Here is a 15739-nt window from a genome sequence, read left to right on the forward strand (position 1 = left end):
ACAGGTGAATTACCAAGGCAAACAAGTTCTGGTGCTCGGGCTCGGGGAATCGGGCCTGGCGATGGCGCTGTGGCTCGCACGCTGCGGCGCTACGCTGCGCGTCGCCGATACGCGCGCCAACCCGGAACGCCTGTCGCAGCTGCAGGAAAAAATCCCGACGGCGCAATTCGTCGCCGGACCTTTTACGGCCAGTCTGCTGGATGGCATTGATTTCGCGGTGCTGAGCCCGGGGCTGGCGCCGATGCGGGAGCTGGCCGAAATCACCCCGGCAGCCGCCGAGCGCAATATCCCGCTTTGGGGCGAGATCGAACTGTTTGCCCAGGCACTGGCTGCGCTCAAGGAAGAACGCGACTATGCGCCGAAAGTGATTGCCATCACCGGCACCAATGGCAAGACCACCGTGACCAGCCTGACCGGCCTGCTGTGCCGGCGCGCAGGACTTGCCGTGCAAGTGGCCGGCAACATCAGCCCGGCGGCGCTCGACGTGCTGCGCGAAGCGCTTGACGGTGACAGCTTGCCGCAAGCCTGGGTGCTGGAATTGTCGAGCTTCCAGCTGCACAGCACATTCAGCCTGCAGGCCGATGCCGCAACCGTGCTGAATGTGACCCAGGATCACCTCGACTGGCATGGCGACATGCAAGCCTACGCCGCCGACAAGGCAAGGATTTTCGGCGCCAATACGGTGCGCGTGTTGAATCGTGACGATGCATGGGTCATGCGCATGGCCGCGCCACTTGGGACGCAGTGCAGTTTTGGATCGGATGAGCCGGACCAGGCCAATGCCTTTGGCCTGGTCGATGAAAACGGCATGCAATGGCTCACGGTGGCGGAAGCCGCCGAGGAAAGCCAGAAAAAGCGCCGCAAGAAGGGTAGCGAAGAAGAGTTGCCGGTGACGGTCAAGCGCCTGATGCCTGTCGATGCGCTGAAGATTCGCGGCCGGCACAATGCCATGAATGCACTTGCTGCGCTGGCGTTGTGCAGGGCGATCGATTTGCCGCTGGCGCCGCTGCTGCATGGCTTGCGCGACTACGCCGGCGAGCCGCACCGGGTCGAACGGGTGGCCTGCATCGCCGGCGTCGATTATTACGATGACAGCAAGGGCACCAATGTCGGTGCCACTGTGGCGGCCCTGAATGGCCTCGGTTCCGGCATGCTTGCGTACGGCAAGAAACTGGTGCTGATTGCAGGCGGCGACGGCAAGGGGCAGGAATTCGCGCCGCTGGCCGAGCCGGTAGCGCGTTACGCGCGGGCCGTACTGTTGATTGGCAAGGATGCCGGTGCCATTCGCGCCGCGCTTGCCGATTCCGGCGTGGAACTGGTCGACTGTTCCAGCTTGCAGGAAGCCACCCAACAAGCTGCGCGTCTGGCGCAGGCTGGTGACGCTGTCTTGCTGTCGCCAGCATGCGCGAGCCTGGACATGTTCCGCAATTACGCCCACCGGGCTGAAGTTTTCATCGATGCCGTGCGTGATATCGCCGCGGCTGCCGGCGAGGTGCTTGCATGAAATTCGGCCTGCCATCCTTTGCTGGTGCAGCTTCCAGGCCGGTCCCCGGCCTGGCGCAGCGCTCGCGCATGATGGAGTACGACCAGCCGCTGGTCTGGGTGGTGGTGTTGCTGATGTTGTTCGGCATGGTGATGGTGTATTCGGCGTCGATTTCGCTCCCCGACTCAAGGAAGTATGCGAATTACACGAACCATCATTTCCTGGTGCGGCAGGCGACCTTTATCGGCATCGCCATAATGGCCGGCCTGTTTGCCTTCCGGGTCCGGATCGAGACCTGGCAAAAATGGGCGCCCTATCTTTTTGTCGGCGTATTGGTATTGCTTGTGCTTGTTCTGGTGCCGGGTCTTGGCAAAGGCGTCAATGGCGCCAAGCGCTGGCTGTCGTTCAAGGTATTCAATTTGCAGCCGTCGGAATTGATGAAGCTGATGATGGTGCTGTATGCCGCAGACTACACAGTGCGCAAGCAGGAATACATGCATCGCCTGACCAAAGGGTTCTTGCCGATGGCGGCGGCGCTGATCATTGTCGGCCTGCTGCTGTTGCTGGAGCCGGATATGGGGGCATTCGGCGTCATCGTCTGTATCGCGATGGGCATCTTGTTCTTGGGCGGAATCAACGGTATCTGGTTTGGCGGCATTGCTGCGACCCTGGTCGGAATATTTTCCCTGGTGATCATGCTGTCGCCGTGGCGCCGCGAGCGCATCTTTGCCTATATGAATCCATGGGAAGAAGAAAATGCCCTGGGCAAGGCTTACCAGCTGTCGCATTCGCTGATCGCCTTTGGACGCGGCGAATGGTTCGGCGTCGGTCTGGGTGGCAGTGTCGAAAAACTGCATTACCTGCCAGAAGCGCATACGGATTTTCTGCTGGCTGTCATCGGCGAGGAACTCGGATTCGTTGGTGTACTGGTTGTGGTCGCCATGTTTTACTGGATCGTCAAGCGTGCATTCGAAATCGGTCGCCACGCCATCGCAATGGACCAGACCTTTGCTGGTCTGACCGCCAAGGGCATCGGCATCTGGATCGGCGTGCAAGCCTTCATTAACATGGGCGTCAACCTGGGTCTGCTGCCGACCAAGGGGCTGACCCTGCCGCTGATGAGTTATGGCGGTTCGGGCGTGCTGATCAATTGCGTCGGCCTGGCGATCCTGTTGCGGATTGATTATGAAAACAGGGTACTCATGCGCGGAGGCCGGGTATGAAACGCCTGTTGATCATGGCCGCCGGGACCGGTGGACATATTTTCCCCGGGCTGGCGATTGCCCAGACCATGCGTGAGCGCGGCTGGCAAGTGTCGTGGCTGGGCACAGCGCACGGCATGGAGCGTGACCTGGTGCCGAAGCAGGGCATCGAGATGGATACGATCGATTTCGCTGGCCTGCGCGGCAAGGGCTTGCGTCATACGCTGTCAGGCATCGGGAAGATGGCGGCAAGTTTTTCCGCCTGTTTTCGCATTCTTGGCCGCAGGAAGCCGGACGTGGTGCTGGGCATGGGTGGATACGTGACCGTGCCGGGCGGCCTGATGGCGCGCTTGCGCGGGGTGCCGCTGGTGCTGGTCAATGCCGATGCCGCCTTGCTTTTGTCGAACAAGGCGCTCGCTCCGGTGGCAGCGCGCGTGCTGTTCGGTTTCCCGGCGGACTTTGGCGTTGCGGCAGGCAAGGCGCAGGTGACGGGAAATCCGGTACGCGGAGAGATCCTGGCATTGCCGGCGCCGGCCGAGCGTTTTGCCGCGCGCACCGGCCCGTTGCGGCTGCTGGTGGTTGGCGGCAGCCTCGGCGCCCGCGCCCTGAATGATTGCGTGCCGCAGGCGCTCGCAGCAATTCCGCTGCAAGAGCGTCCAGTGGTGGTGCACCAGTCGGGCAAACAGCACATCGAGGCATTGCGCGCTGCGTACGCGGCAGCAGGGGTGCAGGCGGAAGTGCTGCCGTTTATCGACGATATGGCGCGCCGCTATGCCGAGGCCGACCTGGTGATCTGCCGCGCCGGCGCTGTCACCGTGTCGGAATTGACGGCGACGGGCGTGGCGAGCGTGCTGGTGCCGCTGCTGGCGTCGACCACGACGCATCAGCGCGACAACGCCAGCTGGATGGCAGCACAGAAGGCGGCAATCCATTTGCCGCAGTCCGGGTTGAGCCCGGAGAGCCTGGCGCAGCTGGTGCAGAAGCTGACAAGGGAAGATTGCCTGGCCATGGCCGTGGCAGCCCATGAAAACGGCCGGCGCGATGCCAATGCGGCGATTGCGCAGGTTTTGGAACAAGTAGCATGAATAGCGAAAACGAATGAAACACAAGGTTAAAAACATCCATTTCGTCGGTATTGGCGGCTCCGGTATGAGCGGCATCGCGGAGGTGCTGCTCAACCTCGGTTATACCGTGTCCGGCTCGGACCTCGGCAACAACGCCGCCACCCAGCGCCTGGCAGGCCTGGGCGCGCGGGTGTTGCAGGGCCACGCGCCGGAAAATATCGGCGAGGCGGATGCGATCGTTACTTCCACGGCGGTCAAGGCCGACAATCCGGAAGTCATTGCCGCGCGTGAAAAGCGCATTCCCATCGTGCCACGCGCGGTGATGCTGGCTGAACTGATGCGCCTGAAGCAGGGGATTGCCATCGCCGGCACCCACGGCAAGACCACGACCACCAGCCTGGTGGCCAGCGTGCTGGCCGAAGGCGGGCTGGACCCGACTTTCGTGATCGGCGGGCGGCTGACTTCCGCCGGCGCCAATGCCAAGTTGGGATCGGGCGATTTTCTGGTCGCCGAAGCGGATGAGTCGGATGCCTCGTTCCTGAACCTGTCGCCGTGCATCGAGGTCATCACCAACATCGATGCCGACCACATGGAGACCTACAACCACGACTTCGGCAAGCTCAAGCAGGCTTTCGTCGAATTCACCCAGCGCCTGCCTTTCTATGGCGTGGCCATGCTGTGCGTCGACGATCCGCATGTGCGCGATATCATGCCGCAGATTTCCAAGCCCATCGTCACCTACGGTTTCCACGAAGAGGCGCAGGTGCGCGCGGTGGATGCGCGCGCGGTCAACAGCCACATGGAATTCACGGTGCTGCAAAAAGATTACGCGCCGCTGCATGTGCGCCTGAACCAGCCGGGCATGCACAATGTGCAGAACGCCTGCGCCGCCATTGCGATCGCGCGCGAGCTGGGGGTCGATGACGCCGCTACGCAAAAGGCGCTGGCGGAATTTCATGGCGTCGGCCGCCGCTTCACCCGCTACGGCGAAGTCGCAATTCCCGCCAGGGATGGCAGGCCCGCCGGAACGTTTGCGCTGGTCGATGACTATGGCCACCACCCGGTGGAGACCGCCGCTACCCTGTCCGCGGCGCGCGGCGCCTACCCGGGACGGCGGCTGGTGCTGGCATTCCAGCCGCACCGTTACACGCGCACCCGCGATCTGTTCGAGGATTTCGTCAAGGTGCTGTCGAGCTCAGATGCGCTGGTGCTGGCGGAAGTCTATGCCGCCGGCGAGCAACCCATCGTCGCCGCCGACGGGCGCGCGCTGGCACATGCCTTGCGTGTGCTGGGCAAGGTCGATCCGGTGTTCGTTGAAAATATTGCTGACATGCCCGGCACCATCCTGGACATCGTGCGTGATGGCGATGTCGTGATGACGATGGGGGCGGGCTCGATCAGCGGTGTTCCCGGCAAGCTTGCCCAAGGCGCTTGAGCGGAAAAAGTGGCAATAAATATGGACAAAGAGAATATGACCAGGGAATTCGGAAAAGTAGGCGTTCTGTACGGCGGCAGGTCGGCCGAGCGCGAAGTGTCGCTGATGTCCGGCGCCGGCGTACTGCAGGCCTTGCAGAGCAAGGGCGTCGATGCCCATGGTTTCGATACCGGGCTGCGTAGCCTGTCGGAACTGGCTGCAGAAAAATTTGACCGTGTTTTCATCGCGCTGCATGGCCGCTTCGGCGAGGACGGTAGCCTGCAGGGCGCGCTTGAGCAACTGGGCATCCCCTACACCGGTTCCGGCGTGATGGCATCCTCGATTGCCATGGACAAGGTGATGACCAAGCGCATCTGGCTGTCGCACGACTTGCCGACACCGCGCTTTGCGGTGTTCGACGCGCTGGCAACGCCGGCGACGCAATTGCACCAGACTGCAAGCGAATTGGGCATGCCGCTGATGCTCAAGGCGCCGCATGAAGGCTCGACCATCGGCATCAGCAAGGTCAGTGACGCCGCCGACCTGGAAGCCGGCTTTGCGCATTGCGCGAAGTACGATGAAGTCGTGCTGGCCGAAGAGTTCATCACGGGCCGCGAACTGACGGTGCCGGTGCTCGGCAAGGGGCGCACTGCCCGCGCATTGCCGATCGTGGAAATCCGCGCGCCGCAAGGCAATTACGATTACCAGAACAAGTATTTCAGCGACGATACCCAGTACCTGTGCCCCGCTCCGCTGGATGCGGAGCTGACCGAGAAGATACAGGCACTGGCGCTGCGCGCTTTCAATGCAGTCGGTTGCGCCGGCTGGGGGCGTGTCGATTTCATGCTGCGCGCTACCGACAATGCGCCCTATCTGCTGGAGCTGAATTCGTCGCCTGGCATGACCGGACATTCGCTGGTGCCGATGTCGGCAAAGGCCGCCGGCGTCAGCTACGAAGATTTGTGCGTTGAGATCCTGCGTTCGGCTGCGCTGGAACTCAAGGCGACGCAGGACTGGAAACCGGAATAAGGGCATAGCGCGAACTCCATGTGGCACGACGTCAAAATGTTGAATGCGGCAGCCGGCACCTTGCTCGGCCTGTTTGTGCTCGCATTGCTGGGCGGCGGCCTGTGGTGGCTGGCGCAGCGACCGATGTTTACGCTGCAGGAAATCCGTATCGAGGGGGCAGGAGCGGAGTTGCGCCGTGTGAATGCGTCGACGGTGCGCAGCACGGCGCTGCCGCGTCTGAAAGGGAATTTTTTTACCGCCAACCTGGGCGCCGTGCGCGCCGCCTTCGAGTCGGTGCCCTGGGTTCGCAAGGCTGCCGTACGGCGCGAATGGCCTAACCGCCTGGTGGTGACGCTGGAAGAGCATGTGCCGTTGGGCACCTGGGGGCAGGAAGGAAGGTTGTTGTCGGAGCAGGGCGAGATATTTGTCGCCAACCTGGCAGAAGCAGAGGAAGACGGCGATTTGCCGGAATTTGCCGGCCCGGATGGCAGCGAGAAAGAAGTGATGATGCGTTATCACGAGCTGCAGGACTGGTTTGCATCGGTCAATCTGGAGCCGGACGCCGTGCGCCTGTCGGGCCGCTATGCCTGGACGGTGAAGCTGGACAATGGCATGACGGTGGAGCTGGGGCGCGAGCAGACCAGTAGCACCTTGAAAGAACGGGTTGCGCGGCTGGTTGCGGTATATCCGCAACTCGTTGCACGACTGCAGGACCGCATCGAAAACGTTGATATGCGCTACCCGAACGGCATGGCTTTGAAGGCTGGCGGTCTGGCATTGGGAATGGGGAAAACGAAATAACATGACAAAAGACGCAAAAAATCTGATCGTCGGTCTCGACATCGGCACTTCCAAGGTGGTGGCGGTGGTGGCCGAGGTGTTGCCCAACGGCCGCCACGAGGTGATCGGCCTGGGCCAGCACGACTCCAAAGGCCTGAAAAAAGGCGTCGTGGTGAATATCGAGGCAACCGTCGAATCGATCCAGCGCGCGCTTGAGGAAGCCGAGCTGATGGCCGATTGCAAGATCAGGAATGTCTTCACAGGCATCGCCGGCAGCCATATCCGCAGCTTCAATTCCAGCGGCATGGTGGCGATCAAGGACAAGGAAGTGACCGCCACCGACGTCGCGCGCGTGATCGAAACCGCCAAGGCAGTCAATATCCCGACCGACCAGCAATTACTGCATACCGTGCCGCAGGAATTCATCGTCGACAGCCAGGAAGACGTGCGCGAGCCGATCGGCATGAGCGGCATCCGCCTGGAAGTGAAAGTGCACATCGTGACTGGCGCGGTATCGGCGGTGCAGAACATCGTCAAGTGCGTGCGCCGCTGCGGCCTGGAAGTGTCCGACCTGATCCTGCAGCCGATGGCCTCGGCCGACGCGGTGCTGACGCCGGACGAGAAAGAGCTGGGCGTGGTGCTGGTGGATATCGGCGGCGGCACGACTGACGTGGCCATCTTCACGGAAGGGGCGATCCGCCATACCGCCGTGATCCCGATTGCCGGCGACCAGATCACCAACGACATCGCCATGGCCTTGCGCACACCGACTGCGGAAGCCGAGGAAATCAAGCTGCGTTTTGGCGTTGCCAAGCAGGTGCTGGCCGATCCCAACGAAACGCTGGAAGTGCCTGGCCTGGGTGATCGCGGATCGCGCACCTTGTCGCGCCAGGCGCTGGCGGCAGTGATCGAGCCCCGTGTGGAGGAATTGTTTGCGCTGGTGCACCAGGTGGTGCGCGAGTCGGGCTACGAGGAAGTGTTGTCTTCCGGTGTCGTGCTGACCGGCGGCACGGCAATGATGCCGGGAATGGTCGAGATGGCGGAAGACATCTTCCTCAAGCCGACGCGTCTGGGCATGCCGGAATACAGCGGCCAGCTGGCTGACGTGGTCCGCAGCCCGCGCTATGCCACCGTGCTGGGCCTGTTGCTGGAAGCGAAAAAGCAGTATCTGCGGGGTCACATCGTCAGCCGCCAGGATGGTTCGGCCAAGGCGATCTGGCAGCGCATGAAGGAATGGTTTTTGGGTAACTTCTAGCTATTTGGGGGCGGAGTTAAGCGTAGCGGTACTCTGTCCTCAACCGTTTTTAACTGTAATGTAGTTTTTTGTTTTTTATGTAACCACCCGCAGTTAGCAGTTGCTAGGCGCCACACCGCGTGGTGCCTAACGACTGAAAACTGCATACTAATGATAGGGAGTCATCATGGAAATCGATATGCTGGATAATGCATCTCTGGGAACAGTGATCAAGGTCGTGGGTGTCGGCGGTGCCGGCGGCAATGCGGTCCAACACATGATCAACAAGGGCGTCAACGGCGTGGAATTCATCGCCGCCAACACCGACGCACAGGCGCTGGCGCAATCCAAGGCACACAATGTCATCCAGATCGGCGAAACCGGCCTGGGCGCCGGCATGAAGCCGGCTGTGGGCCGCCAGCTGGCGGAAGAATCGCGCGCCCGTATCGAGGATGCCTTGCGCGGCGCGCACATGGTGTTCATCGCCGCGGGCATGGGTGGCGGCACCGGCACCGGCGCTGCGCCGATCGTTGCGGAAGTGGCCAAGTCACTGGGCGCCCTGACCGTGGCGGTGGTTTCCAAGCCGTTCTCCTACGAGGGCAAGAAGTGCATGGAAATCGCCGACGAAGGCCTCGAAGCGCTGAGCCAGCATGTCGATTCCCTGATCGTGATCCTGAACGAGAAGCTCGAAGAGATCTATGAAGACGACAGCATGATCGAATGGCTGCAGCATGCCGACGACGTGCTGAACAATGCCGTTGCCGGTATTGCCGAAATCATCAATGTCCCGGGCCACATCAATGTCGACTTCAACGACGTCAAGACCATCATGGGTGAGCAGGGCAAGGCCATGATGGGTACCGCGACGGCGTCAGGCATCGACCGCGCCCGCATCGCTGCTGAACAGGCAGTCGCCTCGCCGCTGCTGGATGGCATCGACCTCTCCGGCGCGCGCGGCGTGCTGGTGAACGTGACGGCCAGCCGCAGCCTGAAGGGCAAGGAAATCAAGGAAGTCATGGCGACCGTGCGCGCATTTGCCGCTCCCGACGCCTCGATTGCACAGGGTATCGCTTACGACGACACCATGGGCGACGACATCCGCGTGACCGTGGTGGCGACCGGCCTGGGCCGCGCACGCAAGAACGTGCAACTGGTGCAGACGCCGATGCTGCGCACCGGCACCCACAACGAGCCGATCGCCGCGATGGGTGGTAACCAGGCCGGCCACGGCATGGCAACTCCGGCCGGGCAGGCATTCGAAGGCTTGAAGGCGCCGGCAGTCTGGCGTCACAATTCCTCGGCGTCGGAAACCGTGCGAGCGCTCGAAAAGAATGGCATGGAAACTTACGATATTCCGGCATTCCTGCGCAAGCAAGCAGACTGATTCCGGGTTCTGCAGGAATCTGCGGAACAAGGCATACTGAGCGTTTCCTGAATTGGGGACAGAGTTTACAAGCCGCCGTAGCGCGGCGGGTTACTCTGTCCCCAACTTTATGTATACGCGGGACAGTAGCGCCATCCCGTTCCCAACCACATTGAAAAATGGAGAACCCGCATGACCATCCAGATCGGTGACCGTCTGCCAGCAGGCGAGCTGCGTGAATTTATTGAAGTCGAATCCGAAGGCTGCTCCCTCGGCCCCAACAAATTCAACGTAGGCGACCTGACCAAAGGTAAAAAGATTGCCATTTTTGCCGTGCCCGGCGCATTCACGCCAACCTGCTCGGAAAAACATGCGCCAGGCTATATCAGCCAGGCTGCCGATTTCAAGGCCCGTGGCGTCGATGAAATCTGGTGCATCGCCGTCAACGATCCGTTCGTCATGGGCGCCTGGGGCCGCGAGTTGAAGGCTACCGGGGTGGTGCGCATGCTGTCCGACGGCAATGCGGATTTTAGCAAGGCGCTCGGACTGGATGCCGATTTCAGCAAGGGTGGCCTGGGCACGCGTTCGCAGCGCTATTCCATGCTGGTCGAGGATGGCGTCGTGCGGCAATTGAATGTCGAGCAAGCCGGCAAGTTTGAATCCTCCGATGCCCCAACCCTGCTCAAGCAGCTGGGATAATTCCCGTTACAATTCACGTTTCGGTAAATTGTTATAATCGCCGCATGCTCAAACAGCGCACCGTCAAACAACTGGTCAAGACCATCGGTATCGGACTGCATTCCGGTACCAGGGTGGATCTCACGCTGCGTCCGGCGCCGCCGGACACGGGCATCGTGTTCCGGCGGGTCGACCTGGCGCCGCCGGTGGAATTGCCTGCCAGCGCTGTGGGTGTGGGCGACACCCGCATGGCGTCGACACTGGACAAGGACGGGGTAAAGGTCTCCACTGTCGAGCACCTGATGTCGGCATGCGCGGGCCTGGGCATCGATAACCTGTATATCGACCTGACGGCCGAAGAAATCCCCATCATGGATGGCTCGGCTTCGTCTTTTGTATTCCTGCTCCAGCAGGCTGGCTTGCTGGAGCAGGAGGCAGCCAAGAAGTTCATTCGCGTCAAAAAGGCAGTGGAAGTGCGCGAGGGCGAGGGCGACAAGCTGAAGTGGGCCCGCCTGGAACCCTATAATGGCTTCAAGCTCAAGTTTTTCATTGAATTCAACCATCCGGCAGTCGACCGTACCGGCCAGATTGCCGAGGTGGATTTCGAAGCGGAATCCTATGTCAAGGAAATCGCCCGCGCCCGCACTTTCGGTTTCATGCAGGACGTGGAAACCCTGCGCGGCATGGGCCTGGCGCGCGGTGGCTCACTGGAAAACGCCATCGTCATGGACGAGTACCGGATCCTGAATCCGGATGGCCTGCGCTATGAAAATGAATTCGTGCGACACAAGATACTCGATGCCATCGGCGACCTGTACCTGGTAGGCCATCCCCTGCTGGCAGCCTATGTCGCGCATAAATCCGGCCACGGCTTGAACAATCAATTGCTGCGCGCCTTGCTGGCGCAGCCCGATGCCTACGACATCGTCACGTTCGATTCGATGGACAACGCCCCCCGCAGCTATACCTTGCAGGCCGGCGAGGAATGGGCACTTGCCTGATCAACCTTGAGCACTGTGGCGGTTGAGCATGGCCTGCAATGCAGCCTTCAGGCTGGCATTGCGGTCTGACGGCTCGAGTGAATCTTCCAGTGCGGCAAAGGCTGTCAAAGCTCGATTTGACAATGCAATTTGCTTGGAAGTGATTGATTTTTCATGGATTTTTCCAACTTGCACTTTGATTCGGATTGCGTTAACCTGCCAGCCTTGTTGTTGCAAAAAACTTTGCAATTTTGGCAATTGCTGTTTCAGCTTGCTTGCAAGCGCCGCATTCGGCGCGGCGAGCACCAGCTGGCCTGCTTCCAGGTTCAGGACCGAGCATGTTTCAAAAATGGCGGGCAGTGCCTTGGCACAGGCTTTTTCCAGCGTGCCCAGGCGTTCAAGTGCGGGCAGCAGCATGCCAAGCTTGTCGTGCTTTTGCAAAAAGTCTGTAACGCCCTGGGCAGCGCGGGTAGAACCGCCGTGGGCCGGGCGTCTCGGTGGATAGGGGTATGAATTAGAGGAAGACATTTCCCAACCTTATCACACCTCCCCAGGGAGAGCGAGTAACGGAGATTAGATGCAAATCATTGTGTTACACCCGCGGTTTAGCGCCAAGACGCTGACTCTTTCCACGCGTCATTTAGTGATCTTGGGAGCGGTATTCCTGGGGGCGGTACTGGCGGTCGCGACTCTCCTGTATTACCTGACCCTCTCGAATGCAGCCAGCTTGCGCATGCCCTTTCTGCCGCAAGCCCTCGGAGCAGAGAATCTGGACGATACCGGTCGAAAAGACCGTTATGTTCGCGAAAACCTGACTGCCATGGCAGTCAAGCTGGGGGAAATGCAGGCGCAATTGATGCGCCTCGATGCGCTGGGCGAGCGTGTCCAGGGCCTTGCGGGGGTCAAGCCGGAAGAATTCAATTTCAAGGATAAACCGCCGCGCGGCGGTATCGAGACGGCCGGCCCGGGCAGCCGGGGCGATGCGCGTGAATTAAGCATGCAGGAATTCCAGCAAACCCTGGATGCCCTTGCCCGCGATCTGGAACACCGCGCCGATTATCTGAACGTCGTGGAATCCTCGCTGATGGCCGAGAAGATCAGGTTCAAGCTGCTTCCCACCATCAAGCCGGTCAACATCAGCTATAACGCCTCCAGCTTCGGCTGGCGCCTGGACCCGTTCAGCGGCCGCAGCGCTTTTCATGAAGGGCTCGATTTCGCCGCGCCATCGGGCACGCCCATTGTTGCCGCTGCAGGCGGTGTGGTGATCGCTTCCGAATACCATCACCAGTACGGCAACATGCTGGAAATCGACCATGGAAACCAACTCGTTACGCGCTATGCGCACGCCTCGCGGCTGCTGGCCCAAGTGGGCGATATCGTCAGGCGCGGACAGCACGTCGCCGATCTCGGGTCGACCGGGCGCTCGACCGGGCCGCACCTGCATTTCGAAGTGCTGCTGAAAGGCGTGCCGCAGGATCCGCACAAGTTTCTGGTAGCCGGCGCGGCCCAGGAAAAGACAGGTACCCTGGCGGCCAGGTAAGCTTGCCGCCGGCACCAGGCAGGCCCGGCGTGGCATGAATGACACGTGCCCGCCCGTTCACGGGATATGAATCGGTCAATTGCAAGGCTTGGCATGCCTGCTGTGATTGTTCCACCCGGCTCGCATGATAAAATCTTCAATTTAGCCCAATCCCAGCCTGTTCCGGGATGGAACAGAGTTATTTACGGCGTCTTTTACACCATTCGAGCATGTCATTTCTGACCAAGATTTTCGGCAGTCGCAACCAGCGGCTGATCAAGCAATACCAGCAAACCGTTCGCGCGATCAATGTCCTCGAACCGGCAATGGAAAAACTGTCGGATGCGGAGCTGCAGGCCAAGACCCCCGAGTTCAAGGAACGTATCGGCAACGGCGAGTCGCTCGACAAGATCCTGCCGGAAGCATTTGCGGTATGCCGCGAAGCCAGCCGCCGCGTGCTCAAGATGCGTCACTTCGACGTGCAGCTGATCGGCGGCATGACCCTGCATTACGGGAAAATTGCCGAAATGGGCACCGGCGAGGGCAAGACACTGATGGCGACACTGCCGGCCTACCTGAATGCCTTGTCTGGCAAGGGCGTGCATATCGTCACCGTCAACGATTACCTGGCCCAGCGCGATGCGGAGTGGATGGGGCGCCTCTACAGCTGGCTTGGCCTGACGACCGGCATCAACCTGTCGCAGATGCCGCATGACACCAAGCAGGCAGCCTACGGTTCCGATATCACCTACGGTACCAACAATGAATTCGGCTTCGATTACCTGCGCGACAACATGGTTTATGACAGCCGCGAGCGTGTGCAGCGCAGCCTCAATTTCGCCATCGTCGATGAAGTCGACTCGATCCTGATCGATGAAGCCCGTACGCCTCTGATCATTTCCGGCCAGGCCGAGAATCACACCGATCTCTACCAGAAATTGAACGCCGTGCCGCCGCTCCTGACCCTGCAGATTGGTGAGGAAACACCGGACGGCAAGGGCGCCGTCGAGGTGCCGGGCGACTATACCAAGGATGAGAAGGCGCACCAGGTATTGCTGACCGAGGCCGGTCATGAAAAGGCCGAGCAAATCCTGACGCGCATGGGGCTGCTGCCGGAAGGTGCATCGCTGTATGACCCTTCCCACATCAGCCTGATCCACCACCTGTATGCGGCGTTGCGCGCGCATACGCTGTTCCACAAGGACCAGCACTACGTGGTGCAAAACAATGAAATCGTCATCGTCGACGAATTCACCGGTCGCCTGATGTCCGGGCGGCGCTGGTCCGACGGCCTGCACCAGGCGGTCGAGGCCAAGGAAAGCGTCGAGATCAAGGCCGAAAACCAGACCCTGGCGTCGATCACGTTCCAGAATTACTTCCGCATGTACGGCAAGCTGTCCGGCATGACCGGCACGGCCGACACCGAAGCGTACGAATTCCAGCAGATCTATAGCCTCGAAACCGTGGTGATTCCGCCGAACCGGCCGAGCCAGCGCAAGGACAAGCAAGACCAGGTGTACAAGACCGCCGAGGAAAAATACGGCGCCATGCTGAAAGATATTCAGGATTGCCAGGAACGCGGGCAGCCTGTCCTGGTGGGCACCACCTCGATCGAAAATTCCGAACTCCTGTCGGGCATCCTGGCCAAGCACAAGTTGCCGCACAATGTGCTCAACGCCAAGCAGCATGCGCGCGAAGCGGAAATCATCGCGCAGGCCGGCCGTCCCAAGATGATCACGATCGCCACCAACATGGCTGGTCGTGGCACCGACATCGTCCTGGGCGGCAATGTCGAAAAGCAGATCCAGTTCATCGAAGCCGATGCTGGCTTGGGCGACGACCAAAAGCTCCAGCAGTCGCAAACTCTGCGCGATGAATGGCAAGCCTTGCACGACCAGGTGGTTGGCGCCGGCGGATTGCACATTATCGGCACCGAGCGTCATGAATCGCGCCGGGTCGACAACCAGTTGCGCGGACGTTCTGGCCGCCAGGGCGATCCGGGTTCGTCGCGCTTCTACCTGTCGCTGGACGACCAGCTTTTGCGCATTTTCGCCGGCGACCGCGTGCGCGCCATCATGGAACGCCTCAACATGCCCGAAGGCGAGCCGATCGAGGCCGGCATCGTGTCGCGTTCGATCGAATCGGCGCAGCGCAAGGTCGAGGCGCGCAACTTCGATATCCGCAAGCAGTTGCTTGAGTACGACGATGTGGCCAACGACCAGCGCAAGGTGATTTATCAGCAGCGCAACGAGTTGCTGGAATCGGGCGACGTCTCGGAAATGATCGCTTCCCTGCGTCAGGGCGTCTTTGCCGACCTGTTCCGCGGTTTCGTGCCGGAAGGGTCGATGGAAGAGCAGTGGGACATCAAGGGGCTGGAAGCTGCCCTGGCCGCCGAGTGGCAGCTGGAAGTGCCGCTGGCGACGATGCTTGCCGCCGAGCCGAACCTGTCCGACGAGGATTTGCTGGAGCGCGTGCTGAAGGCGGCCGAGGAAAACTATGCAGCCAAGACCGCCGTGGTCGGCAAGGAAGCGTTTTCCGGCTTCGAGCGCAGCGTCATGCTTGAAAGTATCGACCGTCACTGGCGTGACCACCTGGCGGCGCTCGACCACCTGCGCCAGGGTATTCACCTGCGCGGTTACGCGCAAAAGAACCCCAAGCAGGAATACAAGCGCGAAGCCTTCGAACTGTTCTCGCAGATGCTGGACCTCGTCCGTAATGAGGTGGTGCGCGTCGTGACGACGGTGCGTATCCAGTCGCGCGATGAAATCGAGGCCGCCGAGCAGGAACTGGCGCAGTCGCAAGTAGCCAACGTGCATTACCAGCATGCCGATTTCAACCCGAATGCCGCACCGGAAGAATTGCTGGCGCCAGAAGGGCAGATCGGCGAGGCCAGGGGGCAGACCGTGGTCAACGCGCTGCCCAAGGTCGGACGCAACGACCCTTGTCCTTGCGGCAGCGGCAAGAAGTACAAGCAATGCCACGGCAAGCTTGCATAAACGCGTGCTTGCATGGCG

Annotated in this window: 13 protein-coding genes; 12 read left to right on the plus strand and 1 reads right to left on the minus strand. The window is 60.8% G+C overall.

What is annotated here, in order from left to right:
* The first annotated feature begins 4 nt into the window (after positions 1 to 4).
* The 10 genes from murD to lpxC all read left to right on the plus strand — a co-directional run bounded on the left by murD (position 5) and on the right by lpxC (position 11227).
* On the plus strand, positions 5 to 1504 hold the full coding sequence (murD, locus tag EKL02_RS04410; protein WP_128900912.1) for a UDP-N-acetylmuramoyl-L-alanine--D-glutamate ligase: 1500 nt from the start codon (positions 5 to 7) through the stop codon (positions 1502 to 1504).
* On the plus strand, positions 1501 to 2706 hold the full coding sequence (ftsW, locus tag EKL02_RS04415) for a putative lipid II flippase FtsW (RefSeq protein ID WP_128900913.1): 1206 nt from the start codon (positions 1501 to 1503) through the stop codon (positions 2704 to 2706). The genes murD and ftsW overlap by 4 nt, the downstream gene beginning before the upstream one ends.
* A complete protein-coding gene (murG, locus tag EKL02_RS04420; RefSeq protein WP_128900914.1) occupies positions 2703 to 3770 on the plus strand; it encodes an undecaprenyldiphospho-muramoylpentapeptide beta-N-acetylglucosaminyltransferase in 1068 nt (355 codons plus the stop codon). Before ftsW ends, murG begins: the two co-directional genes overlap by 4 nt.
* A 13-nt stretch (positions 3771 to 3783) precedes the next feature.
* On the plus strand, positions 3784 to 5184 hold the full coding sequence (gene murC, locus EKL02_RS04425) for a UDP-N-acetylmuramate--L-alanine ligase (protein ID WP_128900915.1): 1401 nt from the start codon (positions 3784 to 3786) through the stop codon (positions 5182 to 5184).
* 21 nt (positions 5185 to 5205) lie between these two features.
* On the plus strand, positions 5206 to 6192 hold the full coding sequence (locus EKL02_RS04430) for a D-alanine--D-alanine ligase (RefSeq protein ID WP_128900916.1): 987 nt from the start codon (positions 5206 to 5208) through the stop codon (positions 6190 to 6192).
* An 18-nt stretch (positions 6193 to 6210) separates the two neighbouring features.
* On the plus strand, positions 6211 to 6972 hold the full coding sequence (locus EKL02_RS04435; RefSeq protein WP_128900917.1) for a cell division protein FtsQ/DivIB: 762 nt from the start codon (positions 6211 to 6213) through the stop codon (positions 6970 to 6972).
* Between the two features lies 1 nt (position 6973).
* Entirely contained in the window at positions 6974 to 8206 is a 1233-nt protein-coding gene (gene ftsA, locus EKL02_RS04440) for a cell division protein FtsA (RefSeq protein ID WP_128900918.1), read from the plus strand.
* 166 nt (positions 8207 to 8372) lie between these two features.
* Complete coding sequence (ftsZ, locus tag EKL02_RS04445; protein ID WP_128900919.1) at positions 8373 to 9569, plus strand: cell division protein FtsZ; 1197 nt, start codon at positions 8373 to 8375, stop codon at positions 9567 to 9569.
* 171 nt (positions 9570 to 9740) lie between these two features.
* A complete protein-coding gene (locus tag EKL02_RS04450) occupies positions 9741 to 10247 on the plus strand; it encodes a peroxiredoxin (protein ID WP_128900920.1) in 507 nt (168 codons plus the stop codon).
* 44 nt (positions 10248 to 10291) lie between these two features.
* Entirely contained in the window at positions 10292 to 11227 is a 936-nt protein-coding gene (gene lpxC, locus EKL02_RS04455) for a UDP-3-O-acyl-N-acetylglucosamine deacetylase (RefSeq protein ID WP_128900921.1), read from the plus strand.
* Here the strand turns inward: lpxC and EKL02_RS04460 are convergent, their stop codons facing one another.
* Positions 11228 to 11734, minus strand: coding sequence for a DciA family protein (locus EKL02_RS04460; protein ID WP_128900922.1), 507 nt, complete (start codon positions 11732 to 11734; stop codon positions 11228 to 11230).
* A gap of 49 nt (positions 11735 to 11783) precedes the next feature.
* On the opposite strand from EKL02_RS04460, the gene EKL02_RS04465 reads away from it, so the two are divergent.
* On the plus strand, positions 11784 to 12746 hold the full coding sequence (locus EKL02_RS04465; protein ID WP_128900923.1) for a M23 family metallopeptidase: 963 nt from the start codon (positions 11784 to 11786) through the stop codon (positions 12744 to 12746).
* 209 nt (positions 12747 to 12955) lie between these two features.
* Positions 12956 to 15721, plus strand: a complete 2766-nt coding sequence (gene secA / locus EKL02_RS04470; RefSeq protein WP_128900924.1) for a preprotein translocase subunit SecA — start codon at positions 12956 to 12958, stop codon at positions 15719 to 15721.
* The last annotated feature ends 18 nt before the right edge of the window (positions 15722 to 15739 follow it).

Source organism: Janthinobacterium sp. 17J80-10 (genome assembly GCF_004114795.1).
In the GTDB taxonomy this organism is placed as follows: domain Bacteria; phylum Pseudomonadota; class Gammaproteobacteria; order Burkholderiales; family Burkholderiaceae_D; genus Paucimonas.

Coding starts and splice junctions, on each gene's coding strand:
- ftsW (WP_128900913.1), top strand. CDS start 1,501: ATGAAATTCGGCCTGCCATCCTTTGCTGGTGCAGCTTCCAGGCCGGTC.
- EKL02_RS04465 (WP_128900923.1), top strand. CDS start 11,784: ATGCAAATCATTGTGTTACACCCGCGGTTTAGCGCCAAGACGCTGACT.
- ftsZ (WP_128900919.1), top strand. CDS start 8,373: ATGGAAATCGATATGCTGGATAATGCATCTCTGGGAACAGTGATCAAG.
- lpxC (WP_128900921.1), top strand. CDS start 10,292: ATGCTCAAACAGCGCACCGTCAAACAACTGGTCAAGACCATCGGTATC.
- ftsA (WP_128900918.1), top strand. CDS start 6,974: ATGACAAAAGACGCAAAAAATCTGATCGTCGGTCTCGACATCGGCACT.
- murG (WP_128900914.1), top strand. CDS start 2,703: ATGAAACGCCTGTTGATCATGGCCGCCGGGACCGGTGGACATATTTTC.
- EKL02_RS04430 (WP_128900916.1), top strand. CDS start 5,206: ATGGACAAAGAGAATATGACCAGGGAATTCGGAAAAGTAGGCGTTCTG.
- secA (WP_128900924.1), top strand. CDS start 12,956: ATGTCATTTCTGACCAAGATTTTCGGCAGTCGCAACCAGCGGCTGATC.
- EKL02_RS04450 (WP_128900920.1), top strand. CDS start 9,741: ATGACCATCCAGATCGGTGACCGTCTGCCAGCAGGCGAGCTGCGTGAA.
- EKL02_RS04460 (WP_128900922.1), bottom strand. CDS start 11,734: ATGTCTTCCTCTAATTCATACCCCTATCCACCGAGACGCCCGGCCCAC.
- murC (WP_128900915.1), top strand. CDS start 3,784: ATGAAACACAAGGTTAAAAACATCCATTTCGTCGGTATTGGCGGCTCC.
- EKL02_RS04435 (WP_128900917.1), top strand. CDS start 6,211: ATGTGGCACGACGTCAAAATGTTGAATGCGGCAGCCGGCACCTTGCTC.